The sequence below is a fragment of the Streptomyces glaucosporus genome (assembly GCF_039533345.1).
In the GTDB taxonomy this organism is placed as follows: Bacteria; Actinomycetota; Actinomycetes; order Streptomycetales; family Streptomycetaceae; genus Streptomyces; species Streptomyces glaucosporus.
Genome location: NZ_BAAATJ010000016.1, coordinates 112,563 through 134,249, shown reverse-complemented (window position 1 = coordinate 134,249; position 21,687 = coordinate 112,563). Strand labels below are relative to the sequence as shown.

Sequence of the window (21,687 nt, the reverse complement as noted above, 5' to 3'; positions counted from 1 at the left end):
AACACCACCTTCCGAGGAGCGCAGCAGTGGAGACCCAGCGGCCGGACGAGTCCGTCCTGGACGACGGGCCGCCGGAGGCAGCCCCGGAAGGGGAGGCGCCCGGCGCGGACACGTCCGCGGCGAGCACCGCCGACCTGGTGCCGCACGGGGGCGCGCGGCAGGGGAAGCGGCTGTACGAGGGCCGGCTCTACGAGGGCCCGCGCGGCGGCGAGACGAGCCTGGGCCGCCTGGCGGCCACGGTCGAGCGACTCCGCCGCGAGGTGCGGGAGGCCCACGCCGCGGCCGAGGGCCGTGCCCTGATCGAGATGGCCAAGGGCATCCTGGTGGAGAGGCTGGGATGCGGGCCGGCACAGGCGGCCAGACAACTGGCCGTCCTCGCCGACCAGGCCGGCGTCTCCCGGCTCGAACTGGCCGCCGACCTCATCGACCAGGCGTCCCGCGACCGCCTCACCGAGGCCGCCCGCGAGTTCCTGACCCGGGCCGGGCAGGACTGGGAGCACACCGGCGGCCGGACGCAGCCGGACAAGGACGCCCCCTCCCTGTCGGTGCGGCTGCGCACCGCGGAGAGCGGCGCGCTGGCCGCGAGCGACACCCAGGCCGTCGCCGAGTCCCTCCTGGAGCACGCGCTGTCCCCGCTGGGCGCCACGGGGGTGGCCATCTGGGCCGCCGGCACCGACTCGTCCCTCACCCTGGCCGGCTGCGCGGGCTTCGCCGCGGAGGAGGCCGCCCGGTGGCACTACGTGCCCCCCGGGGTGGCCACGCTCGCCCGCAAGGCCCTCACCGAACGCCGCACCGTGTGGTTCCCGTCCGCCGCGGAGGCGGGAATGCCCACGCTGGGACGGCGGCAGGCACCCGACGGCTGCCGGGTGACGGCGCCCGCGGGCAACGGCGGACGCATCCTGGGCGTCCTGGAGATCTGCTGGCCCGGCCCCCTGGAGCCGCAGCCCCCGCAGGTGGAGCGGCAGATCGAGGCACTGGCCGAGCTGTGCGCCCACACCCTGGACACCCACGCCCCGGACACCTCCGGGATCCAGCAGACGCGCCCCCCCGGCATCCCGGAACTGGTGGACTTCGCCGACGGCCTGCTGGACTCCGCCCTGGTCCTGGTCCCCCACCTGGACGCCGAGGGACGGCTCGCGGACTTCCGCATCCACCACGTCAGCAGCCACTTCGTCGACCCGGCGGGACGCCCGCGCAGCGCCGTCGCCGGAGCGATGCTGCTGGAGGCGTACCCGCTGGCGATGGGCGAGAGCGGTCTGTTCGAGAAGATCGAGCACGTCCACGCGACCGGCGAGCCCTTCCGCGCCGAACGGATGGTGCTGCGCGCCATGGTCGGCCAGGTGCCGCTGACCGTGGAGGCGAGCGTCAGCATCAGCCGCCACGGGGAGAACGTCCTGCTCATCTGGCGCGTGCAGGACGAGGCGGCCCGGCTGGCGCGCGTGCTCCAGCACGCCCAGCGCCTGGGCCGCATCGGCGGTTTCGAGGAGAACCTCGTGACCGGCGAGATCGTCTGGAACAGCCAGCTCTTCGCCCTCCACGGACTGCCGCAGGGCGCCTCTCCCATCCCCCTGGAGCAGCTCCCGGCCCACACCCACCCCGACGACGAGGCCGCCATCGGGCGCTTCCTGCGCACCCTGCTGCACCACCGCCGCCCCGCCTCCGTGGCCTTCCGCCTCCGGCGGGCCGACGGCATCGTGCGGCACATCCGCGTGGTCGCCGAACCCGCCCTCGACGCGGAGGGGCGGCTCGTCGTGGTGCGCGGCGCCTACCAGGACGTCTCGGCCCAGCACTGGACCGAGGTCGCGCTGGGCGCCACCCGCGACCAGCTCGCCCAGACCGAGCAGCAGGCCGCCGAGCGCAACCGCATGGCGCTGCAGCTGCAGCGCGCCATCATGCCGCCCACCCGGGGGCCGATAGAGGCCGAGGGGCTCCACATCGCCGTCCGCTACCGGCCCGCCGAGGAGGACCACCTGGTCGGCGGCGACTGGTACGACGCCGTCGTGCTGCCCTCCCGGCAGGTCCTGCTGTCCGTGGGCGACGTGGCGGGCCACGGCATCGAGGCGGCCACCGGCATGGTGGTGCTGCGCAACGCCCTGCGCGGCCTGGCCACCACCGGCGCGGGCCCCGCCCAGATCCTGACCTGGCTGAACACCGTCGCCCACCACCTCACGGAGAACGTCACCGCGACCGCGGTCTGCGGCATCTACGACCCCGACACGCGGACCCTGCGCTGGGCCAGGGCCGGGCACCCGCCGCCGGTCCTGCTGCGCGAGGGGGAGGGCGAGGGGAAGGCCACCACGCTGCCCCTGGTCGGCGGCCTCCTCCTCGGCGCCCTCCCGGAGGCCAAGTACGAGGAGGAGCAGCTGAGGCTGGAGACCGGGGACATCCTGCTGATGTACACCGACGGCCTGATCGAGCGCAGGGACCGCTCCCTCCAGGAGTCCCTGGACCAGCTCATGGCCGTCGTCCAGGACCCCGACGCCACCCTCGAACAGCGTCTGGACCGGATGCTGACGTACAGCAACTCCGACACCGACGACGACACCTGCATCGTCGGCGTCCGGATGGGCTGACCGTCCCGAGGGCGCCCGCGCCCCGGCCGGTCCCGGGACGGCCCGCCGCCCGTTTCCGCCGGTTTCCGGCGGGTACCTGCGCCGTGCACCCGAACGCGACACACGGCGAGGAGCACGGTCATGGGGAACCAGGACGACAGGGCCCGGGACGCGCAGGAGGACACCGGCCGGGACACGGCCGGCGAGACGGGCGCGGAGCGCCGCGCCGACCCGGCCGGCCGGGGTCCCGGCGCCCACTCCGGGCGGGAGACGCAGTTCCGGCCCGGCGTCGTCCCCGGCACGGCGAGCGCCGCGGAGGGGTACTCCGGGGGCGGGACCGTCGGGGGCGAACCGCTGAAGGGCGTCGAGGCGCCCGGCACCGGCACCGAGGAGGCCCGGGAGAAGGAGGTGGGACCCGGCGAGGAGTCCCACGGCAAGCGGACGCAGTGACGCGGACGCAGTGACGCGCACGCGGTGACGCCGTCCCCGCGGCCCGGACGCCTCCGGCTCCCGGCCCCGGCCCGTCAGCGCCCCGGCCCCCGGTTCCGCAGGGGGACGAACCGCACCGGCAGGCCGGGGACGGCCTGCGCCGCGGCGCCGAGCGCCTCCCCGGCCACCACCCCGACGACCGGATAGCCGCCGGTGGTCGGATGGTCGGCGAGGAAGACCACGGGCCGGCCGTCCGGCGGCACCTGGACCGCGCCCGCCACCATGCCCTCGCTGGGCAGCTCGCCCTCCCTGGCCCGCTCCAGGGAGGGCCCCTCCGTCCGCAGGCCGACGCGGTTGCTCGCGGCGGACACCCGGAACGTCCCGCGGGCCAGGACGCGCAGCGCGGCGGGGGTGAACCAGTCGTCGCGCGGGCCGAGCAGCAGCGGCAGCACCAGCTCCCGCACGGGAGGCCCCGGCGCGGGGACGGCGTCCGCCCGGGGCACGGCCCCGGCCGGCTCGCCCACCGGCAGCCGCACCCCCTCGGCGAGCGGCTCGGGACCGAGCCCGGAGAGCAGGTCGGTGGAGCGGCTGCCGAGCACCGGCTCGACCGCGATGCCGCCCGCCACGGCCAGGTAGCTGCGCACCCCGTGCCGTGCGGCGCCGACGTCCAGCACGGCCCCGGCCGGCACCCGCACCGCCTGCCCCCAGGGAGCCGGACGGCCGTCGATCCGCACCGCGCACGGGGCGCCCGTCACCGCCGCGGCCAGGGGACGCCCGGCGCGCACCGCGCAGCCGGTGAGCGTCGTCTCCAGGGCGGCGGCGCCGTCGGGGTTGCCCACCAGGCGGTTGGCGAGCCGGTGCGCGGGGGCGTCCAGGGCCCCCGAACGCGGCACCCCCAGATGGGCGTGGCCCACCCGGCCCGCGTCCTGCACGGTGGTCAGCGCCCCGGCCCGCACCACCTCCAGCGCGTCCTCGCGCGTCCGTCCGCCCGTCACGGGACGGCCTCGAAACGCACCCGGGTGCCCGGGGCCAGCAGCGCGGCCGGCTCGCGGGAGACGTCCCACAGCACGGCGTCGGTCCGGCCGATGAGCCGCCAGCCGCCGGGGGAGGTGCGCGGGTAGACGCCCGTGTACGGTCCGGCCAGGCCGACCGAACCGGGCGGCACCGCGGTGCGGGGCGTCGCCCGCCGGGGCACGTGCAGGGCCTCGGGCAGCCCGGTGAGGTAGGCGAAGCCGGGCGCGAACCCGCAGAAGGCGACGTGGAACTCGGTGCGCGCGTGGATCGCGGCCGCCTCCTCCTCGTCCACTCCCCACAGCGCCGCCACCTCGGCCAGGTCGGGCCCGTCGTAGCGCACCGGCAGCACCACCGACGCGGTGTCCCCCGGCGCGGCGGGCGGCACCTCCAGGCGCCGCAGCCGGTCCGCCAGCGCCCGCGGGTCCTCCAGGCCGTCCAGCAGGACGGTGACCGCTGCGGGGACGATCTCCGCCACCCCGGGCAGCTCGCCGGCCTCCCGCATCCGCAGCAGTTCGGCGTGGAGCGCCCGGGCCCGCTCCGTGTCCTCCACCTCCAGCAGCAGGGCGTGCCGCCCCATGGGCAGCGCCCTCACGCGAACGCCCCGATCCGCACCCCGGCCTCCTCCAGTTCCCGGCGCACCCGCCGGGCGAGTTCGACGGCGCCGGGGGTGTCGCCGTGCAGGCACAGCGACCGGGCGGCGGCGGCCACCCGTCCGCCGCCCGCGGCGGCGACCTCCCCGCGCAGCGCGATGTCCAGCGCCTGGGCCACCACGGCACCGGGCTCGTGGAGCACGGCGCCCGGCTCCCGCCGCGGCACCAGCGTGCCGCGGGCGGTGTAGCCGCGGTCGGCGAACGCCTCGGCGACCGCGGGCAGTCCGGCCTCCCCGGCGGCTTCCAGCAGCAGCGATCCGGGCAGCCCCAGCACCGGCAGCCCGCCGCCCGCCAGCAGCGTCCCCGCCACCACCGCCCGCGCCTGGGCCTCGTCGTGCACCGTACGGTTGTAGAGCGCGCCGTGCGGCTTGACGTACGCCACGCGCGTTCCGGCGGCCTCGGCGAAGACCCGCAGCGCGCCGATCTGGTAGGCGACCTCGTCGGCCAGTTCGTCCTCGGGGACGTCCATCGCCCGCCGCCCGAAGCCCGCCAGGTCGCGGTACGAGACCTGCGCGCCGACCGCGACGCCCCGCGCGGCGGCCTCCGCGCACACCCGCCGCATGGTGGAGGGGTCGCCGGCGTGGAAGCCGCACGCGACGTTGGCGCTGCTGACGACGGAGAGCAGCCCCTCGTCGTCGGTGAGCCGCCAGCGTCCGAAGCCCTCGCCGAGGTCGGCGTTGAGGTCGATCACCCTGACTGTGTCCTCCGCTGCCATGCGGCGAGCGTAGTCGGCGGAGGGGGCCGGAGGAGGGCCGCTGCCCGGTCCGCCCCGGTGCCCGAGGGGCCCAGTGCTCCAGTCATACTTCGCGACCTGCTTCGACAGCCTGCAGAGGTGATGGTCTGAGCCGAATCACGGGGTGGGTGGATGGAAGAGCGCACGGTCGGGCTGAACAAGCTCGTGCAGGATCCGCTCGCGCAGGGGCGAGTGCCTTGCCGCCGACGAGCAGTTCGAGGTTCTGCGGGTCCTGAGCGGGTTCTGCATCCAGGCCCGCGCGACGCCGGAGGACGGCATCGAGAGCGTGCGCATGGCCGGCATCCGGTCGACGCATACCCTGGCGGGTCTGATCACGCGCGGGCAGTTGCCCGCGGCGACCGACAAAGATCACCAATTTGCTGCAGGACGAGCGAGTAAAGACATTTCGGCTGCTGATGTCCCTGCTTGGAGTGGCCGACAAGCGCCGCCGGGAGCGGTCCTGTGCCGCTGGGCACACCCATGCCTGCCGCCGGCCGGTCCGGAATCGGCCCGTGAATCCGGGCTGAACCGCAGGGTGTTGAGCCGTAGACTTCGGCAGTGAGCGCCGACGACGTCTGGCCGTTGCGCGCGCCCGCGGGGGAGGAGATCGCATGCAGGACCCTTCGGGCTCGATGGAGATCGCCGAGCCTGAGGAGAACGGCCAGAGCAATACCGCCGACTCACCTGTTGTGGACGATCCGACGTCCGACTCGGACACCGACTCGACGACGGCGTCGACGGTCCTGGTGGAGGTGCTCCCAGGGGTGGCTCTCGTCGCCGGCGAGGTTCCGCCGGAGCTGAAACCCGATCTGATTGACTTCGGGATCGTGCCGGCTGCCGACCGCAAGCAGATCTCAGCGATCCTCGCCTCGATCGGGAACGCGGCGACCGTGGTCGGCAACCTTGGAAACGCGTTCGCCGGCGTGCAGGGGCTCTACAGGATCGGCGACACGGCACAGGCCCTGCTGAAGAGCGGCGCGACGCTCGCCGTCAAGGACGGCGGGAACCTCGGAGCGGTGATGGTTCCTGGCCGCATCCTGCATCAGGCCCGCTTCTACCCTGTGAATGCGGTGAGCAAGGCGCAGACCGCGGCCTCGATCGGGCCGGCGCTGGCCATGGTCGCCCTTCAGGTGATGCTGAGTGAGGTCTCGGACCTTGTCAGGACCAACCTTGCGATGACGAGTCAGGTCCTCACCACCATCCGCAAGGATCAGTGGGCCGAACTGACGGGGCTCGTCGTCGCCATCGACCGCGCGGTGGACCAGGCGCGAGAGATCGAATCGGTCCCCGCGTCCCTGTGGGAGGACGTCGCGGGCAGTGGAGCGCTGTTGCAGAAGCAACTTGAGCTCTACCAGGGAAATGTCCGCGACCATGTCAGGCAGATCGGCCGGGCCGACGCACGCAGCCACCGTGACTATCTGCAGACGAACGCCGAGGCGATCGCCTTCGACGCACACGCCCTCCTGTCCTCCCTCAAGGCATGGACCGGGTACCAGGCGCTGCGCGCCGCGAGGGCGAGAGCCGCTGGACGCGAAGACATGGCCGAGGCGCAGTACGCGGAGGTCATCGGCGTGACACCCGAGCGGAGTTCGACTCCGCTCTCGTCGAGATGACGAGCCTCGTCCACGCGCTGACGCGGGAGCTGCGGGTCATCGCCGAGCTCCCCGGGCGCGACACACTGCCACTGCCGGGGAAGCGGAAGGACGTGAAGGCGGCGCGCGAAACCTCCGCCCGTCTTCTGGAGGCGATCGAGCCTCTTGCCGACGCTCTCCACCCGCCGGTGCCTCCGCTCGAGGCTCCAGGCGTCGTCTGCGCACCCGAGTCGCTGGATCTCGAACCGTATCTTCGCATCCTGCGGTGGTTCCTCGAGGACGGTGAGACCCTACGCGTCCTCGGTTTCCCCGATCAGCTCGATGCCCTCGGTCCGATTTCTGCGATCCTCGGCGCAGCGAAGGAGAAGTTGGCGGCAGCGAGGGACAAAGCCGTGGCAAAGACACTGGTCGCCGTCACGGATCGCCGCATCATCATGGCCAAGACGAACGCCTTCCTCGAGCAAGGCGAGATTCGTCAGGACATCCCGATCGACCGGGTGCGATACGTCCGAGCAGCGACCACACAGGACAGAAGCGGGCGATTGGCGGTCGATCTCATCACGCGGGACGAGAACATCCGGTGGCTCTTCCACGCTGACATCGGCAACGCTCAAGTGGGCGCGCTCGCCGCCGTGCTCGCCGAGTCGATGACGATCCCGGACGTTGAACGCGATGAGCTTCAACGACGATGCCATGTCCCCATCGAGGAGGGCAGGAAGGGCGGGAGTGCGGGCACGAGGTCTATGGAACCGACTGGATCCGAGACCGCGGCCTGCGATACCGAGCAGGCCTCGAACCAGTCGACCAGTTCGTGACCGGGGTCGGCACGGAAGCGGCCGCCGCGTGATCACCAAAGGCTATGAGCGTTCTCCAACCTCAGGCTGACGCGGCGAGGTGGAGGGTGAGGACGGCTTTGACCAGGCCGGTGATGCGGGTGGTGGAGCAGCGGGGCTTGCGCAGCCGCCAGGACTTCGGTGCGGCCACCGCCTGCTCGCCCAGGGCGCGGATGCGGGCGTGGGAGCGGTTGTGGGCCTGCTGCCCGGCCGAGAGTGTCCCCCAGCGGCCCCAGGAGGGCACCCGGACGGCAGGGCGGGCGCCTCGGTAGACCTTGTCCGCCCAGCAGGCGCTCCCTCCTCGGGCAGGGTGTCGATGATGTTCCCAGAGGGACGACAATCTCCAGTGGGTGCGGGCCGCGCAGAGGCCGTGGACCGCGCCGGGCAGCGCCGGGGAGACCCAGAGCAGCTTTCCGGACGGGGAGGCGCCCGGGCCCGCGGCGAACAATGTCGGGATCGCTTGCACCCCGACCGACAGCTCCTGGCTCAACCGTATCGAAGCCCGGTTCACCGCCCTGCGCTACCTCGCCCCCGACAGTACAGACCATAAGGAGCAGGGCAGCATGATCCGCCGCTACATCACCTGGCGAGATCGCTATGTCGACGACCGGCGCCTACGCTCCGTCGCCGACAGGGCCAACGCCGCCTGACCGTGCAAGAGGACAGAGAAGATGACCACACGGACCGACTGTGTCGACCACGAACTGTTCCGGGCAGCGGCGCACGTCGCGGCCACACGCTGCCGGGGCGACAACCACACCATGGCGGTCGCGGCACGCGCCCGGGACGGCCGGATCGTCACCGCGGTGAACGCCTACCACTTCACCGGAGGCCCCTGCGCGGAGCTGGTCCTGATCGGCACCGCTGCCGCCCAGGGCGCCTACGATCTGGACATCATCGTTGCCGTGGGCGACCGCGACCGAGGCGTCGTACCTCCATGTGGCCGCTGCCGCCAGGTCCTTCTCGACTACTTCCCAGATCTCAAGGTCGTCGTCGGGACGAACGACGGTCTCCGGATGGTGCCCGTCACCGACCTGCTTCCCGAAAGCTACATCTGGGCGGACCACCAACTCGACGCCAAGCCGAGCACACCACTCAGCTCGAGCTGACACCTCAGGCGGTTGCAGGGCAGACATTTTCTAATGCGGCACCAGAGCACGAATCTGAACCGAGGCCCTAGCGGTGGAGCCCCGGGGGGTCGGCCTTCCGGGAGTCCCATCCGTAGCGCCGCTCCGCCACCCCGGCGATGTGGCGGACGGCCAGCCACAGCAGGCCGATGTCGTCCAGGTACACCGGGTCCGGCAGCAGGTCGAGGGGGAGGGCGGCATAGGCGAGCGCGCCCCAGAAGACGAACCTGGTGCGCGGCGTGACGTCCTCGCCGCGCACCAGCCGCCAGGTCCGCACCAGCCGCAGGGCCAGGACGGCCGCGGCGACGAGCATCGAGGCCACCGCCACACCGGCGACGGCGAGTACGATCTGCCGGCTGTCCACGGGGCCTCCCTGTCCTTCGCCGGCCCGAGCGAGGACCGGCGGTAGTGAGGATGACCGCGGAACGGCGCCGCAAACCCCGGGACGGCGGCAGCGGTCGAGGCGACCGGTCAGCGGCGGGGCGGCAGCCGGTGCAGCACCACCTCGCGCAGCCGTCCCGCCTCCACCACCGCCGTCATGAAGGTGCGGTACGGCTGGGCGCGGCGGTCGGTGGGCGAGCCGGGGTTGAGCAGCCGGAGGCTCCCGCCGCCGGGCCGCTCGGCCGTGGTGTCCCAGGGGATGTGGCTGTGCCCGAAGACCAGCACGTCCAGGTCGGGGAAGCGTTCCGCGCACCGCTTCTCCCGCCCCTGCCTCGGGCCGGTCTCGTGGACGACGCCGAGCCGCAGCCCGCCCAGTTCCGCGCGGGCCACCTCGGGCAGCCGGGCGCGCAGTCCGGGGCCGTCGTTGTTGCCGTACACGCCGATCAGGCGCTTCGACCGCTCCTGGAGCAGGTCGAGGGTGGCGGTGTCCACCCAGTCCCCGGCGTGGACCACCACGTCGGCCTCCGCCACCCGCGCCATCAGCTCGTCGGGCAGCCGCCGGGCGCGTTTGGGGAGGTGGGTGTCGGAGGTGAGCAGCAGACGCACGTCCCCCACCGTAGCCCCGGCGCTCACTCCCGGCCGAGGGTGACGGTCCGCCGCTCGGAGAAGGCGCCCCAGGTGCCGTCCGGGAGCATGGCCCGGATCCGCACGGTGCGGGTGGCGCCGGGCTCCTTCCCGGCGTGGAGGCTGTGGGAGATCCGGCCGCGGGGCGTGGGGGCGCTCCAGTGCAGGGTGGTGGCGAGCTCGCCGTCGAGGTGGATCTGGTACCGCGTGACCCGTCCGCCCGTCTTCGGCGGCACCCAGGACAGGTCGATGCGGTACCCGTCGCCGGCGGCGCGGCCCACGGCCCGGAAGGAGGACGGCGCCGTGCCGGGGCCGTCCGGCTTCCCGACGGATCCGGCCGTGGCGACCCTCGCGACCGGGCTCGCGGGGGAGGCGTTGCCGGCGGCGTCGCGCGCGACGACCGTGAAGGCGTAGCGGACGCCGGGCCGCAGCCCGGTGAGGAGGGCCGTGGTCTCGTCGCCGGGCACGCGGTGGATCCGGGCGCCGCCCTGGAGGATGTCGTACGAGGCCACGCCGTGGTCGTCGGCGGACTTCTCCCAGGTGAGGGTGGCGGCGCGGGCGCCCTCGGCCCTGCCGCGCAGTCCCCGGGGCCGGGTGGGCGGTGTGCGGTCGCCGGGTGTCCGCGGCGGGGTGGTGACGGAGACCTCCTCGCTGAAGGGCGAGAGGTTGCCCTCGGCGTCCCTGGCGCGGACGGCGAAGGTGTGGGCGGTCGCCGGTTCCAGTCCCTCCACGTCCACCATGTGCCGGCCGCCGGGCACGTCCTCGACCTTCCGCCCCGACCGGTGCACCTCGTACCCGGCGATCCCGGTGTCGTCGGCGGACCGGTTCCACATGACGTGGACCGAGGTGGCGCCGCCGGCCTGGGCGGTGACGCCGGTGGGCGCGGACGGGGGCCGGCCGTCCGCGCCCCCGGGGCCGCAGGCGGCCAGCAGCAGGCAGACGGAGGCCGGCGCGGCGAACCCGGACATCCGTCCCATGGTGAACTCCAGTCAGGGGAAGGGCCGTTCGGGGGGACCGGCCGCGATAATGGTCTGGACATATATGACACAGGGGGAGGCCGGCGGCAAGACTCCCGCCCGCGACCGGACCTGACGGCCCGTCGGAAATGGACGGGGGCGGCGGGACGTGCGGGGACGACCGTAGGGTGAGGTCCGGCACACCGAAGGACCGGACCGGGAGAGCGCATGGCACGCAGGGACGACACGATCCGATGGGGCATCCTCGCCACCGGCGGGATAGCCCGGGCGTTCGCCGGAGACCTCGCCACGCTGCCCGAGGGCGAAATCCTGGCGGTGGGATCGCGGTCGGAGGAGTCCGCCCGCCGCTTCGCCGCCGAACACGGCATCCCCCGGGCGTACGGAAGCTGGACGGACCTCGCGGCCGACCCCGACGTCGACGTCGTCTACGTCGCCACCCCCCACTCGGCCCACCTGGAGGCCGCCACCGTCTGCCTGGAGGCGGGCAAGGCGGTGCTGTGCGAGAAGCCCCTCACCCTCAACCTCGCCCAGGCCCGGCAGATGGTCGAACTGGCGCGCCGCAGAGGGGTCTTCCTGATGGAAGCCATGTGGACCTACTGCAACCCCGTCGTCCGGCGCATGCTCGACCTCATCGCCGACGGGGCGATCGGCGAGGTGCGCTCGGTCCACGCCGACTTCGGCATCGTCGCCCCGGTGGACGCCACGCACCGGCTGCGCGACCCCCGGCTGGGCGGCGGCGCCCTGCTCGACCTGGGGATCTACCCGGTGTCCTTCGCCCACCTGGTCCTCGGCGCGCCCGCCTCCGTCGCCGCCTGGGCGCACCTGACGCCCGAGGGCGTGGACGAGACCACCGGCGTCCTGCTGGGCTACGACAGCGGGGCCGTCGCCACCCTCTCGTGCTCCATCGCCTCCGCCACCCCCACCGTGGCGGCCGTGAGCGGCACCCGGGGGCGCATAGAACTGCCGCACGGCTTCTTCCAGCCGGAGAGCTTCCGCCTCCACCGCGAGGGACGGGAGACCGAGGAGGTCCGCGTGCCCGAGGCGCGGTCCGCCGGCGGCTACACCCACGAGGCGGCGGAGGTGATGCGCTGCCTGCGGGAGAAGGAGACGGAGTCCCCGCTCGTCCCCCTGGACGGAACGCTCGCGGTGATGGAGACGATGGACGCCGTCCGGGAACGCACAGGAGTCCGCTACCCCCACGAGTGACGGCCGCGCCGCGGCGCGGCCGTACGGAAGGAGTCGGCCATGTCCTATCCGGAGCCCCGCTACCTGGGCGAGGGAGGCGAGATCAGCGCGGTGTACAGACCGGCCGCGACCGGACCGGAACTGGTCTCGCCCTCCGGGACCCGCACCCATTACCTGGCCACCCACGCCCTGACCGGGGGCGAGTTCGGCCTGTACCGGGTGGAGATGGGGCCGGGGGCGCCCGGCCCGAGCACGCACTTCCACCGGACGATCTCGGAGGCCTTCTACGTCCTCTCCGGCGAGCTGAGCCTGTTCGACGGGGAGCGGTGGATCACCGGCCGGCAGGGGGACTTCCTGTACGTGCCGCCCGGCGGACTGCACGCCTTCCGCAACGACTCCGACGAGCCGGTGTCGATGCTGATGCTCTTCACGCCGGGTGCGCCGCGCGAGGAGTACTTCGAGAAGGCCGAGGAGACGGCGCGGCGCGGGGGAGGGGAACTGGCGGAGTTCCTCATGCGCCACGACAGCTTCTTCACCGACCTCGGGGGAGGGCCGAGGAAGGCGTGACCCCGTGACGGCTTCCGGCCCCCGGTCCGCCTCCCGCGGCCCGGGGGCCGTTCTCCGCTCCCTCCGGGGAGCGCTCCCAGGATCCGGGTACCGGAACCCTCATCGCACGGTCCGGGTACAAGAAGTTTACGCAGCAAGCATCTTGACCCTGTGTCAGGGTGAATACATGATCGGCGCGGTGCGTACCAAGTCACACGTGCGCCGCGAGTGTGTTCAGACAGTGAAAACAAGACCGTGACATGGACCGCGTCCGACGGGAGCCGCCATGGGACAGCTGTTGCACGGAAGACCTGACCGCCGCCGACGGAAGAGAACAGCCGCGGGAACCCTCGGCGCGCTCCTCGCCCTCCTCGCCTCCGGCCTGGTGCCCGCCGCGACGGCCGCCGAGCAGACCCGCACCCTGGACGACTTCGACACCGCGTTCCCCGGGCCGATCGGCACCTACGGCAGCAACGCCCAGGACACCCCGAAGGTCAGCCAGGTCGCCGCCGAGGCCCGCCCCGGGGCCAACGCCGGCAACAAGGCCATGCGCGTCGAGTACGACGTCTCCGCCTGGGGCGGCTTCGACCACTCCCTGACCACCGCCGAGGACTGGAGCGGGCACGAGGGCCTGTCCTTCTGGGTGAAGGGCACCGGCAGCGGGAAGCGGGTCCAGTTCGAGGTCAAGGACGGCGGCCCCGGCGCCGGACAGGCCGAGCTGTGGGCCGGCTACTTCACCGACGACACCGACGGCTGGAAGCAGGTCCGCACCCCCTTCGAGGACTTCGTCCGCCGCCCCGACCACCAGCCTGCCGGCGCCCCCTCCGACGGGGTGCTGGAGCTGACGGACATGTGGGGCTACGCCGTCAACCTGCCCGCCGCGTCCGGCACCCTGGAGTTCGACCAGGTCGAGCTGTACGGCGTGGGCGGCACCCGGGCCCGCGTCGCCACCGACCGGCCCGTCTACACCGTGGACCACGGCGGCACCGCCACCGTGAAGGTGTCCGTGGGCACCACCGGCGGCAAGCCGCTGGCGGAACCGGTCACCGTCGCCTACGGCACCGGCGAGGGCACCGCACGGCCCGGGAAGGACTACACCCCCGTCGAGGGCACCCTCACCTTCCCCGCCGGCACCCCCTCGGGAGCGGTGAAGACCTTCACCGTCGCCACCAGGCGCGCCGCCGGGGCCGCCACCGCCAAGACCATCCCCATCACCCTCTCCGTCGACGGCGCCCGCGCACCCGACGACCCGCCGGCCGTCGTCATCGACGCCCACGGCCTGCCCTACCAGAACCCCCGGCTGCCGGTGAAGAAGCGGGTCGGGGACCTGCTGTCCCGGATGACCCTGGACGAGAAGATCGGCCAGATGACCCAGGCCGAGCGCGCCGCCCTGGCCACCCAGGACGACATCGCCGCCTACGAACTCGGCTCGCTGCTCTCCGGCGGCGGCTCCAACCCGGCGCCCAACACCCCCGAGGCCTGGGCCGACATGATCGACGGCTTCCAGCTGCGCGCTCAGCAGACCAGGCTCCAGATCCCGCTGATCTACGGCGTCGACGCCGTCCACGGCCACAACAACGTCGTCGGCGCGACGGTCTTCCCGCACAACACCGGCCTCGGCGCCGCCCGGGACCCGGAGCTGGTCGAGGAGGCCGCGCACGTCACCGCCGCCGAAGTCCGCGCCACCGGCGTCCCCTGGAACTTCAGCCCCTGCCTGTGCGTCAGCCGCGACGAGCGCTGGGGCCGCGCCTACGAGGCGTTCTCCGAGGACCCGGCCCTGGTCACCCGGCTGGCCACCGCCGTCGAGGGCTACCAGGGCGACGCCGACGGAAGCGACCTTGGGGACGCCGACCGGGTGCTGGCCACCGCCAAGCACTACGTCGGCGACGGCGGCACCGAGTACGGCTCGTCCACCACCGGCACCTACACCATCGACCAGGGCGTCACCCGGACGACGGAGAAGGAGCTGGCGGCCGTCCACATCGCCCCCTTCACCGAGGCCGTGGACAAGGGCGTGGGCACCGTGATGCCGTCCTTCTCCAGCGTCGACTTCATCGGCGACGGCGAGGGACCGGTCAAGATGCACGCCCACGCCGACCTGATCACCGGCGTCCTCAAGAAGAAGCTCGGCTTCGACGGCTTCGTGATCAGCGACTGGCAGGCCATCGACCAGATCCCCGGCGACTACGCCTCCGACGTGCGGACCTCGGTCAACGCCGGCCTCGACATGATCATGGTCCCGTACGACTACAAGACCTTCACCTCCACCCTGAGGGAGCAGGTCGAATCCGGCGCGGTCCCGATGTCCCGGATCGACGACGCGGTCGCCCGCATCCTCACCAAGAAGTTCCAGCTCGGCCTCTTCGAGAAGCCCTACGCCGACCGCACCCACCTGGACGACGTCGGCTCCGCCCAGCACCGGAAGACGGCCCGCGAGGCCGCCGCCGACTCCCAGGTGCTGCTGAAGAACGACGGCGGCCTGCTGCCGCTGAAGGGCGACGAGAAGCTCTACGTCGCCGGGTCCAACGCCGACGACCTGGGCAACCAGGCGGGCGGCTGGACCATCAGCTGGCAGGGCGGCTCCGGCGACATCACCGAGGGCACCACGATCCTGGACGGCATCCGCCAGGTCGCCCCGGACGCGTCCGTCACCTTCAGCGAGGACGCCTCCGCACCCACCGACGGACACCAGGCCGGCGTCGTCGTGGTCGGCGAGACCCCGTACGCCGAGGGCGTCGGAGACGTCGGCAACGGCCACGACCTGGAGCTGTCCGAGGCCGACAGGAAGGCGATCGACACCGTCTGCGGCGCCATGGACTGCGCGGTGCTGGTCGTCTCCGGCCGCCCGCAGATCGTCACCGACCAGCTCGGCGACATCGACGCCCTGGTGGCCTCCTGGCTGCCGGGCAGCGAGGGCGCGGGCGTGGCCGACACCCTCTTCGGCGAGCGCCCCTTCACCGGACGGCTGCCGGTGAGCTGGCCCCGTTCGGCCGAGCAGGTGCCGGTCAACGTCGGCGACGAGGAGTACGCCCCGCTGTACCCGTACGGCTGGGGTCTGCGCACCGACAGCGCCCGCGACCGCCTGGACGACGTCCGCGACGACCTGCTGGACCGCCGCCGCGACGGCGCGTCCCGCGCGGCGGCCGTCCACCTGGGCCTGGCCCTGAAGCGCTCCAACTTCGGCGCCGACGGCTCGGTGCGGAACGCGGACGCGGTGCTGAAGTCCCTGTCCAGGGCCGCCGCCCTGCTGGAGAAGTCCCGTACGGACACCTACCTCCAGGCGGACGAGGTGGTCTCGGTCGCCCGCGACATCGCCCAGGCCGCCCTGCTGAAGGCCGGCGACCGCGCCCCGGCGCGGGCGGTGGCCCGCACCGCCGACGCCGACCACGCCCTGGCGTCCGGCGAGTACGCCACGGCCGTCCGCCGCCTGGCGGAGGCCCACCGCCTGGCCCGCTGACCCACCGGGCCGCACCCACCCGGTCCGCCGGGCGCCCCTCCTGACGGGGGCGCCCGGCGGACCGCCGTTTTACGGGCACCCCTCTCCGGGCGCCCCTCGGCACGACAGGACTCCGGCGGTGGCGTCCGCAAGGGGTTCCGGATCCCGGGGCCGGTCCCGGCCCGCCGTGCCGCACCACGCGGCGGCTACCCGGATTTCCGCCGCCTGTACCGGCTGACGCCCGTCGTGAAGAGCACCAGGCCGGACACGGCGGTGACCAGACCCACCGCCACGTACGTCATGTCCCCTCTGCCGAGCAGTCCGGACCAGACGGTCAACAGGCCCGCGAAGGGCATCAGGCCGTACAGCAGGAGCTGCCAGAGGCGGACCGGCGGGGCATCGCGGGGGCCGGGGAACGGGTCCCGGGGCGTTCCACGTCCTGGCATGGGCATCCTCGATCTTTCTTTCCCGAGTGGCACGGTGCGGTCGCTTCCCACGGCCCCTGCCGCGGCGACGGCGACCCGGGCGGCACCGATGGCCCGCCCGCCGGTGAGTCCGGCCCGAACGCCGGCTCCCGGGACGATTGCACCACCGGCCGGATTGTTCGGCTCCCCCTCCGCCACGGTGAACAACCCCCGCGAGGGCGGGAGCCGCTCCGGCGGGGCCGGTTCCGTCCGGCGGATCGCCGTGCGCCGGGAGCACCGGCCGCGGCACCGCCCGCGCGGAGGGCTCCGGAGGGAACCCGGCGCGGCGAAGGTGTTTACCGAAACCTCAACTGGTAACAAGCGAAACGCAGTTGCCACGTGCCGCCGGGACCGGGAGACTCGCCCCGCCGACGGACGGACCACGTCGGCAACGAGGAGCACTCCATCTCCACAGGGGGGAAAACCGATGAGACTCAGCATGCCCGGGCGCGTCCTGGCCCGTGCCACAGCCGTCTTCGTACTCGCCCTGGGCATGGCCACCGGTTCGGCCGGCCTGCTGCCCGGTGCCGAGGCGCACGCCGTGCCGGTCACCGAAGGCTCTTTCAGCTTCAGCGGCGACGAGGACGACTGGATCAGCGGCGGCGGTTCGTACTCCTACTCGACGGCGTCCCAGGACCGCCTGAACGTCTCCGCCGACAGCGGCAACAACACGATCTCCCTCTCCGTCGACGGAGCCAACGGCGACTGGTGGTACCTGAACCTCGCGGCGCCGGCCGGCACCTCCCTGGCACCGGGCACCTACACCGGGGCCACCCGCCACCCGTTCAACGGGCCGGGCGAACCGGGGCTGGACCTCAGCGGCAACGGGCGCGGCTGCAACAGGCTCACCGGCGAGTTCACCATCCTCGACGTGAAGTTCGGCCCCCTGGGATACGTGGAGAAGCTCGACGCCACGTTCGAGCAGCACTGCGAGGAGGGCACCGCCGCCGCCCGCGGCGAGGTCCACATCAGCAACCCGGCCCCGCCCGCGCAGCTCGACCTCGGCCTCGCCGTGGCGCTGGAGGGCACCGCGAGCACCCTGAACGGCAAGGCCACCCTGCACGGGACGGTGAGCTGCAACAAGCCGGTACAGGTGGCCGTGGCGGGGAACGTCACACAGGTGAAGCGGCGGGACCTCATCCGGGGCTCCTACTCCACGTCGGTGGCCTGCGTCCCGGGCGACCCGGTCGCCTGGACCGCCACGGCCGTGCCCACCGGATCCGTCCCCTTCCAGCGCGGCGACGTCGAGGTCGAGGCGCGGGCGACGGCGACGGACCCGGACTACACGCAGCCGGTGACCGTCGGCGAGACGGTGGCGGTCCGCCTCAAGCGGGGCTGAGCCCCGCGGGCCGTGGGAGCCACCCGGCCACACCCACCCGGTCCGCCGGGCGCCCCTCCTGACGGGGGCGCCCGGCGGACCGCCGTTTTACGCGTTCGGGCAGCTTGCCGGCGGCCGTACGCGCACTTCCGGCCCCGCCTCCGTGCCGGTCGGCCGTTCGGCACGGAGGCGCAGACGTCCGTCCGTGCGGTCGCTTTGCCGAAGCAGCCGGTGCGCGGGACACTGGTGACGAACGGGGTGATTGCGCGAAATTCCCGCGAGGACGCGCCGAGAATGGGAACACCCCGGTCTACGGCCGCTGCCGGAAAAGGTTCTCGAGTCGCTCGACCGAGATTCCAGCCGTGCGAGGGGGGCCGTGAGGAGGGTGCCGTGCCGACCAAAATAATTGACGTCGCGTTGGCCGCCATGCACAACGCGGGCACCGAGAGCGTGTCCCCGAAGGGGGCCATAAACGCCAGGATTGTTCGTGCGGTCGACGATGAGCAAATATTCCGGTCCGAGATTCTGTATTCGAGGTCGCAAGCCGGGCAGCCGGTGCACCCGAGTGGGGTGACACGCATTCTGCCGGGCCAGATCCTCGAATACGACGTCACGAGGCGGCTCACGGTTTCCAAATTCGAGCAGGAGACCCCGGATCAGCTCAGCCAGATGCTGGTATTCGGCAGGGATCTCAAAGAAGACATAGTGGTGAGCGGCCAGCTCCATCCCGACCGGGTGTACCAGGGCAACTTCAACCGTAAAGTGCGCTTTGACGAGATGGACGGGTTCAACAAGATATCCTGTGACTACAGCGTAATCTTCAACGGTGATGTCGCGGCCAAAATCATCGTCACCTACACGGTGAAGCTCATCTCCTGAGGGCCGCTTCCGGCACTGCCGGATCAGGCCCCGACGCGGTCCGCCGCCAACGCGGAGCCGGAATACCCGGTGCGGTGGCCGGGAAGGCTGACCGGGGCGACCGGCCGGGCTGCCGGCCGTGACGTGGCGGAGTGGGGGGTGAGGACCGCCTGGACGGGGCCGGCATACGGGCGGTGCCGCAGCGGTCGTGGGCCTGCTGCCCGGCCGACGGCTTCTCCGGGCGCCCCGGCGGGGCGCCCGGGCGGAGTCGTCCGGCGGCCCCGTGCGCCGGGCCGGCGTTCCCAGGGCGGATCTGTCCACCGGGCAGGGGTGCCGAAGCGCGTGGCAGTCACCGCCACCGCAGGCACGCAGGTCGTTCCCCCCCGGACGCGTACGGGCGGACCGGCCGCATCCACCGCCGTCGGCGAGAGCCTGCGTCCGTGGAGACCCCCGGCCGGGCCGCGGAACCGATCGCGCCGAACCGCACGAACGGTGAACCGAACCGGTTCGCCGCATCCATGCAGAGCCCTGAGAGAAGGAGGAGCACCATGACAGTCAGCCGACGCGACATCCTGCGGTCCGCTTCCGCCGTCGTACCGGCGATGGTGATCGGAGGTGCGCTGCCGGGCACGGCCTCGGCCGCGGCCCGGGCGGCGCAGTGGCAGGTCTTCCCGGTCACGCCGGGATGGGGCTGGTACTCGTTCAACCGGATCAGCCTCGCCGGGGACGGCACCGCCAAGGCCCTCGGCGCACACCATTCGATGCCGGACGGCGTCTGGGGCCCGGTCCAGACGGACCCGCTCGTCTGGAGCTTCGACGGGACGCAGTGGACAGTGAGCGGGCTCGCCGACGGCACCAGACCGCTGAACGGCGTCACGGCCACCACCGCCGCCGACGCCTGGGCCGTGGGCGAGAGATGGGACAAGGCGCAGATGCTGGACGTGCCCCAGCTCCTGCGGTGGGACGGCACGGCCTGGACCAACCGGACGACCGGAGCCGACGCCTTAAGCAGGCCCCGGCAGGTCTCCGGCACCGGGAGCAACGTCTGGGTGGTCGGCACGGCCAAGCACCCCGCCACGGGGCCGGCCGTGGTGCGCCTGAACGGTTCGGGCTGGGCCCCGGTCGGCCTGCCGGCCACGCTCGGCGCCGACACCGAGCTGCTCACCGTGCAGGTCGTGGCGGCGGACGACGTCTGGGTGGCCGGACGCACCGGCACCGGCACGTCGAGGAGGTCCCTGGTGATGCGCTGGAACGGATCCTCCTGGACCGTGCTGCCCGCGCCGTTCGGCACGGCGGTGGGCCATGTGACCTCGCTGCTGGTCCGGGGCGGCGAGTGCTGGGCCGGGGGAGGAGCCGGCAACCGGGCCGCCGTGGCGGTCTGGAACGGGCGTGCGTGGGCCGCCCGGAACCCGCTCTCCTCCGGAACGTCCGAGGTCGGGCAGCTGGCTGCCCACGGCTCCGTGGAGGTGTGGGCGGCGGGGGCGGGCATGACGTTGCAGCGCTGGAACGGCACTTCCTGGTCCGAGGCGGAGGGCCCCCTGCCGGCTCCGCTGAACGTCGGGGCGCTGGCGACCGGTCCGGACGGCGCGCTGTGGATGGCGGGCGTCCGGGACTCCTCGGACGCCACCCGTCACTTCTTCGCCAAGCTTCCGGTGGCCCCCTGACCTTCCCTTCCGGGCACGCGCACGGACCCCGCCCCCGGCCCCGGGGGCGCGGGGCCGTGCCGGTCGGCCGGTCGCCGGCACCCGCCCGCGGTACGGGCGGGTGCCGGTCAGCGGCCGCAGCCGACGCGCTTCGTGGACAGCGCCAGGTCGTCCAGGAGCAGGTCGTAGGAGTCCGGCGTGGGATCGCCCTGGTAGAGCTGCCAGCCGATGCGGACGGTGTCGAACTCGGGGAAGACGAAGTCGACGGGGTTGCCGCCGTGGCGGGTGGTGGTGACGGTCAGGTCGGGCTTGGGCTTCCCGTCGATCCACACCGAGACGCGGTTGTCGCTCGCGTCCATCTCCCACTCCAGGCAGGTCCACTTCCCGGCCTCGGCCGGGGCGGACTCGCGCCAGTCGGTCCAGTCGCCGGTCGGGCCGCCGTCGGAGCCCACGCCCCACAGCTGCGTCCCGCCGCCGACGGTCGGCACGTACTGGCCGCCGATGGGGCGGACGACGCTGCCGTCGCCGCGCCCGGTGGCCTCCACCAGGGTGAAGTGGGCCCAGTCGGGGGCGGTGGGGAAGGCGTCGACGCGGACCCGCATCCGGCCGAAGAAGCTGTTGCCGGGGGCGTCGAAGTCGTCGACCTCCAGGAAGGCGTACCCGTTGCCCTCGGTGCGCAGGCGGAGCACCTGCCCCGGTCGGTGCTTGCCGCCGTGGCGGCGGTCGCGTTCGACGGCGAGCGTGCCGTGCCGGGTGTCCACGCCCCAGTCCAGGCTGGTGCCGGCGCCGCGCGGTAAGTCCTCGAAGTCCTCGCAGAACAGCAGTGCGTCACCGGCCCGGCAGCCGTGGTGCGGACGGTCGCCGTGGCGGTCGTGCGCGGGCGCGGACGCGGCGCCGCCCGTGGCGGCCAGCGCGGTGACGGCGGCCAGGGCGAGGGCGCCGAGCAGGCGGGACAGGCGCCGGGGCGCGGCGGGGAGAGGGCGCATGGAACCTCCAGGGGTGGACGGGAACGTCTATGGGAGCGCTCCCAGAAGAAGTCGTCCGGCACCCTACGGCAACCCGCGGCGCCCCGCCAGGAGTCGCGGGCGGCCGAATGCGCCCGCCCCGGCCTCCGTCCCGGTCCGGGTCAGGTGTCCGCCCCGACGCGGGCGCGGAGGTTGCGGAACTGACGGGTCTGCATGACGAAGTGCGCGGGCTCGCCCACCAGCAGGTCGAACAGCCGGGTGAGCGGCTTCGGGCGGCTCCGGCCGCGAGCGCGGACCACCAGACGGGTCCTGCCGTCGGCGGTCGGCCGCAGGTGGAAGCCCCGGACCCCGGTCGTGTAC

The 21,687-nt window shown here is 73.3% G+C and carries 21 protein-coding genes and 3 pseudogenes; 14 read left to right on the top strand and 10 right to left on the bottom strand.

The window, feature by feature from the left end; all coding sequences use genetic code 11:
• Positions 1-26: 26 nt before the first annotated feature.
• Together ABD358_RS17925 and ABD358_RS17920 are read left to right on the top strand one after the other, a co-directional pair.
• Positions 27-2,573, top strand: coding sequence for a SpoIIE family protein phosphatase (locus tag ABD358_RS17925; protein WP_425576360.1), 2,547 nt, complete (start codon positions 27-29; stop codon positions 2,571-2,573).
• A 120-nt stretch (positions 2,574-2,693) separates the two neighbouring features.
• Positions 2,694-3,002: a hypothetical protein gene (locus ABD358_RS17920; protein WP_344632056.1), complete on the top strand. Its 309-nt coding sequence runs from the start codon at positions 2,694-2,696 to the stop codon at positions 3,000-3,002.
• 74 nt (positions 3,003-3,076) lie between these two features.
• Here the strand turns inward: ABD358_RS17920 and ABD358_RS17915 are convergent, their stop codons facing one another.
• From ABD358_RS17915 to ABD358_RS17905, 3 genes are read right to left on the bottom strand one after another with little or no spacing between them, the layout of a single operon-like run.
• The gene (locus tag ABD358_RS17915) at positions 3,077-3,976 is read right to left on the bottom strand and encodes a 5-oxoprolinase subunit C family protein (protein WP_344632055.1); all 900 of its coding nucleotides are present in this window, start codon (positions 3,974-3,976) and stop codon (positions 3,077-3,079) included.
• Entirely contained in the window at positions 3,973-4,587 is a 615-nt protein-coding gene (gene pxpB, locus ABD358_RS17910) for a 5-oxoprolinase subunit PxpB (protein ID WP_344632054.1), read from the bottom strand. Before pxpB ends, ABD358_RS17915 begins: the two co-directional genes overlap by 4 nt.
• Positions 4,584-5,336, bottom strand: coding sequence for a LamB/YcsF family protein (locus ABD358_RS17905; protein ID WP_344632076.1), 753 nt, complete (start codon positions 5,334-5,336; stop codon positions 4,584-4,586). The genes pxpB and ABD358_RS17905 overlap by 4 nt, the downstream gene beginning before the upstream one ends.
• A 214-nt stretch (positions 5,337-5,550) precedes the next feature.
• Here ABD358_RS17905 and ABD358_RS28460 point away from each other — a divergent pair.
• From ABD358_RS28460 to ABD358_RS17895, 4 genes and pseudogenes are all read left to right on the top strand, one after another.
• A pseudogene (locus ABD358_RS28460) lies at positions 5,551-5,733 on the top strand (DUF5958 family protein); the annotation flags it as partial.
• 22 nt (positions 5,734-5,755) lie between these two features.
• Entirely contained in the window at positions 5,756-5,905 is a 150-nt protein-coding gene (locus ABD358_RS28455) for a DUF5958 family protein (protein WP_425576359.1), read from the top strand.
• Positions 5,906-5,989: 84 nt separating this feature from the next.
• On the top strand, positions 5,990-6,991 hold the full coding sequence (locus ABD358_RS17900; protein ID WP_344632053.1) for a hypothetical protein: 1,002 nt from the start codon (positions 5,990-5,992) through the stop codon (positions 6,989-6,991).
• Positions 6,988-7,785 (top strand): hypothetical protein, encoded by a 798-nt coding sequence (locus ABD358_RS17895; protein ID WP_344632052.1) that lies wholly within the window; start codon positions 6,988-6,990, stop codon positions 7,783-7,785. The genes ABD358_RS17900 and ABD358_RS17895 overlap by 4 nt, the downstream gene beginning before the upstream one ends.
• 61 nt (positions 7,786-7,846) lie before the next feature.
• On the opposite strand, the pseudogene ABD358_RS17890 reads toward ABD358_RS17895, so the two are convergent.
• Positions 7,847-8,230: pseudogene (locus ABD358_RS17890) on the bottom strand (transposase family protein); the annotation flags it as partial.
• Between the two features lie 10 nt (positions 8,231-8,240).
• On the opposite strand from ABD358_RS17890, the pseudogene ABD358_RS17885 reads away from it, so the two are divergent.
• Positions 8,241-8,453: pseudogene (locus ABD358_RS17885) on the top strand (hypothetical protein); the annotation flags it as partial.
• Positions 8,454-8,474: 21 nt separating this feature from the next.
• Positions 8,475-8,912, top strand: a complete 438-nt coding sequence (locus ABD358_RS17880; RefSeq protein WP_344632051.1) for a cytidine deaminase family protein — start codon at positions 8,475-8,477, stop codon at positions 8,910-8,912.
• A gap of 67 nt (positions 8,913-8,979) precedes the next feature.
• Here ABD358_RS17880 and ABD358_RS17875 read toward each other — a convergent pair whose 3' ends face one another.
• From ABD358_RS17875 to ABD358_RS17865, 3 genes are all read right to left on the bottom strand, one after another.
• On the bottom strand, positions 8,980-9,294 hold the full coding sequence (locus ABD358_RS17875) for a DUF1232 domain-containing protein (protein WP_344632050.1): 315 nt from the start codon (positions 9,292-9,294) through the stop codon (positions 8,980-8,982).
• A gap of 107 nt (positions 9,295-9,401) precedes the next feature.
• Complete coding sequence (locus ABD358_RS17870) at positions 9,402-9,917, bottom strand: metallophosphoesterase family protein (RefSeq protein WP_344632049.1); 516 nt, start codon at positions 9,915-9,917, stop codon at positions 9,402-9,404.
• Between the two features lie 23 nt (positions 9,918-9,940).
• On the bottom strand, positions 9,941-10,903 hold the full coding sequence (locus tag ABD358_RS17865) for a fibronectin type III domain-containing protein (RefSeq protein ID WP_344632048.1): 963 nt from the start codon (positions 10,901-10,903) through the stop codon (positions 9,941-9,943).
• A gap of 216 nt (positions 10,904-11,119) precedes the next feature.
• Between ABD358_RS17865 and ABD358_RS17860 the strand changes: the two genes are divergently transcribed.
• The 3 genes from ABD358_RS17860 to ABD358_RS17850 all read left to right on the top strand — a co-directional run bounded on the left by ABD358_RS17860 (position 11,120) and on the right by ABD358_RS17850 (position 16,100).
• Positions 11,120-12,118 (top strand): Gfo/Idh/MocA family protein, encoded by a 999-nt coding sequence (locus ABD358_RS17860; RefSeq protein ID WP_344632047.1) that lies wholly within the window; start codon positions 11,120-11,122, stop codon positions 12,116-12,118.
• 39 nt (positions 12,119-12,157) lie between these two features.
• Complete coding sequence (locus ABD358_RS17855; RefSeq protein ID WP_344632046.1) at positions 12,158-12,664, top strand: cupin domain-containing protein; 507 nt, start codon at positions 12,158-12,160, stop codon at positions 12,662-12,664.
• A gap of 265 nt (positions 12,665-12,929) precedes the next feature.
• Entirely contained in the window at positions 12,930-16,100 is a 3,171-nt protein-coding gene (locus ABD358_RS17850) for a glycoside hydrolase family 3 N-terminal domain-containing protein (RefSeq protein WP_344632045.1), read from the top strand.
• 185 nt (positions 16,101-16,285) lie between these two features.
• Here the strand turns inward: ABD358_RS17850 and ABD358_RS17845 are convergent, their stop codons facing one another.
• Positions 16,286-16,525, bottom strand: a complete 240-nt coding sequence (locus ABD358_RS17845; protein WP_344632044.1) for a hypothetical protein — start codon at positions 16,523-16,525, stop codon at positions 16,286-16,288.
• A gap of 445 nt (positions 16,526-16,970) precedes the next feature.
• On the opposite strand from ABD358_RS17845, the gene ABD358_RS17840 reads away from it, so the two are divergent.
• The 3 genes from ABD358_RS17840 to ABD358_RS17830 all read left to right on the top strand — a co-directional run bounded on the left by ABD358_RS17840 (position 16,971) and on the right by ABD358_RS17830 (position 20,383).
• The gene (locus ABD358_RS17840) at positions 16,971-17,882 is read left to right on the top strand and encodes a hypothetical protein (protein WP_344632043.1); all 912 of its coding nucleotides are present in this window, start codon (positions 16,971-16,973) and stop codon (positions 17,880-17,882) included.
• Between the two features lie 369 nt (positions 17,883-18,251).
• Positions 18,252-18,740 carry a hypothetical protein gene (locus ABD358_RS17835; RefSeq protein WP_344632042.1) on the top strand — a complete coding sequence of 163 codons (489 nt, stop codon included), beginning with the start codon at positions 18,252-18,254 and terminating at the stop codon, positions 18,738-18,740.
• Positions 18,741-19,267: 527 nt separating this feature from the next.
• The gene (locus tag ABD358_RS17830; RefSeq protein WP_344632041.1) at positions 19,268-20,383 is read left to right on the top strand and encodes a hypothetical protein; all 1,116 of its coding nucleotides are present in this window, start codon (positions 19,268-19,270) and stop codon (positions 20,381-20,383) included.
• Between the two features lie 107 nt (positions 20,384-20,490).
• Here ABD358_RS17830 and ABD358_RS17825 read toward each other — a convergent pair whose 3' ends face one another.
• Together ABD358_RS17825 and ABD358_RS17820 are read right to left on the bottom strand one after the other, a co-directional pair.
• Positions 20,491-21,348 carry a hypothetical protein gene (locus tag ABD358_RS17825; protein ID WP_344632040.1) on the bottom strand — a complete coding sequence of 286 codons (858 nt, stop codon included), beginning with the start codon at positions 21,346-21,348 and terminating at the stop codon, positions 20,491-20,493.
• 140 nt (positions 21,349-21,488) lie between these two features.
• Entirely contained in the window at positions 21,489-21,626 is a 138-nt protein-coding gene (locus ABD358_RS17820) for a hypothetical protein (protein ID WP_344632039.1), read from the bottom strand.
• Positions 21,627-21,687: the final 61 nt, after the last annotated feature.

Coding starts and splice junctions, on each gene's coding strand:
- ABD358_RS17895 (WP_344632052.1), top strand. CDS start 6,988: ATGACGAGCCTCGTCCACGCGCTGACGCGGGAGCTGCGGGTCATCGCC.
- ABD358_RS17825 (WP_344632040.1), bottom strand. CDS start 21,348: ATGCGCCCTCTCCCCGCCGCGCCCCGGCGCCTGTCCCGCCTGCTCGGC.
- ABD358_RS17900 (WP_344632053.1), top strand. CDS start 5,990: ATGCAGGACCCTTCGGGCTCGATGGAGATCGCCGAGCCTGAGGAGAAC.
- ABD358_RS17850 (WP_344632045.1), top strand. CDS start 12,930: ATGGGACAGCTGTTGCACGGAAGACCTGACCGCCGCCGACGGAAGAGA.
- ABD358_RS17830 (WP_344632041.1), top strand. CDS start 19,268: ATGACAGTCAGCCGACGCGACATCCTGCGGTCCGCTTCCGCCGTCGTA.
- ABD358_RS17880 (WP_344632051.1), top strand. CDS start 8,475: ATGACCACACGGACCGACTGTGTCGACCACGAACTGTTCCGGGCAGCG.
- ABD358_RS17865 (WP_344632048.1), bottom strand. CDS start 10,903: ATGTCCGGGTTCGCCGCGCCGGCCTCCGTCTGCCTGCTGCTGGCCGCC.
- ABD358_RS17845 (WP_344632044.1), bottom strand. CDS start 16,525: ATGCCAGGACGTGGAACGCCCCGGGACCCGTTCCCCGGCCCCCGCGAT.
- ABD358_RS17920 (WP_344632056.1), top strand. CDS start 2,694: ATGGGGAACCAGGACGACAGGGCCCGGGACGCGCAGGAGGACACCGGC.
- ABD358_RS17855 (WP_344632046.1), top strand. CDS start 12,158: ATGTCCTATCCGGAGCCCCGCTACCTGGGCGAGGGAGGCGAGATCAGC.
- ABD358_RS17860 (WP_344632047.1), top strand. CDS start 11,120: ATGGCACGCAGGGACGACACGATCCGATGGGGCATCCTCGCCACCGGC.
- ABD358_RS17840 (WP_344632043.1), top strand. CDS start 16,971: ATGAGACTCAGCATGCCCGGGCGCGTCCTGGCCCGTGCCACAGCCGTC.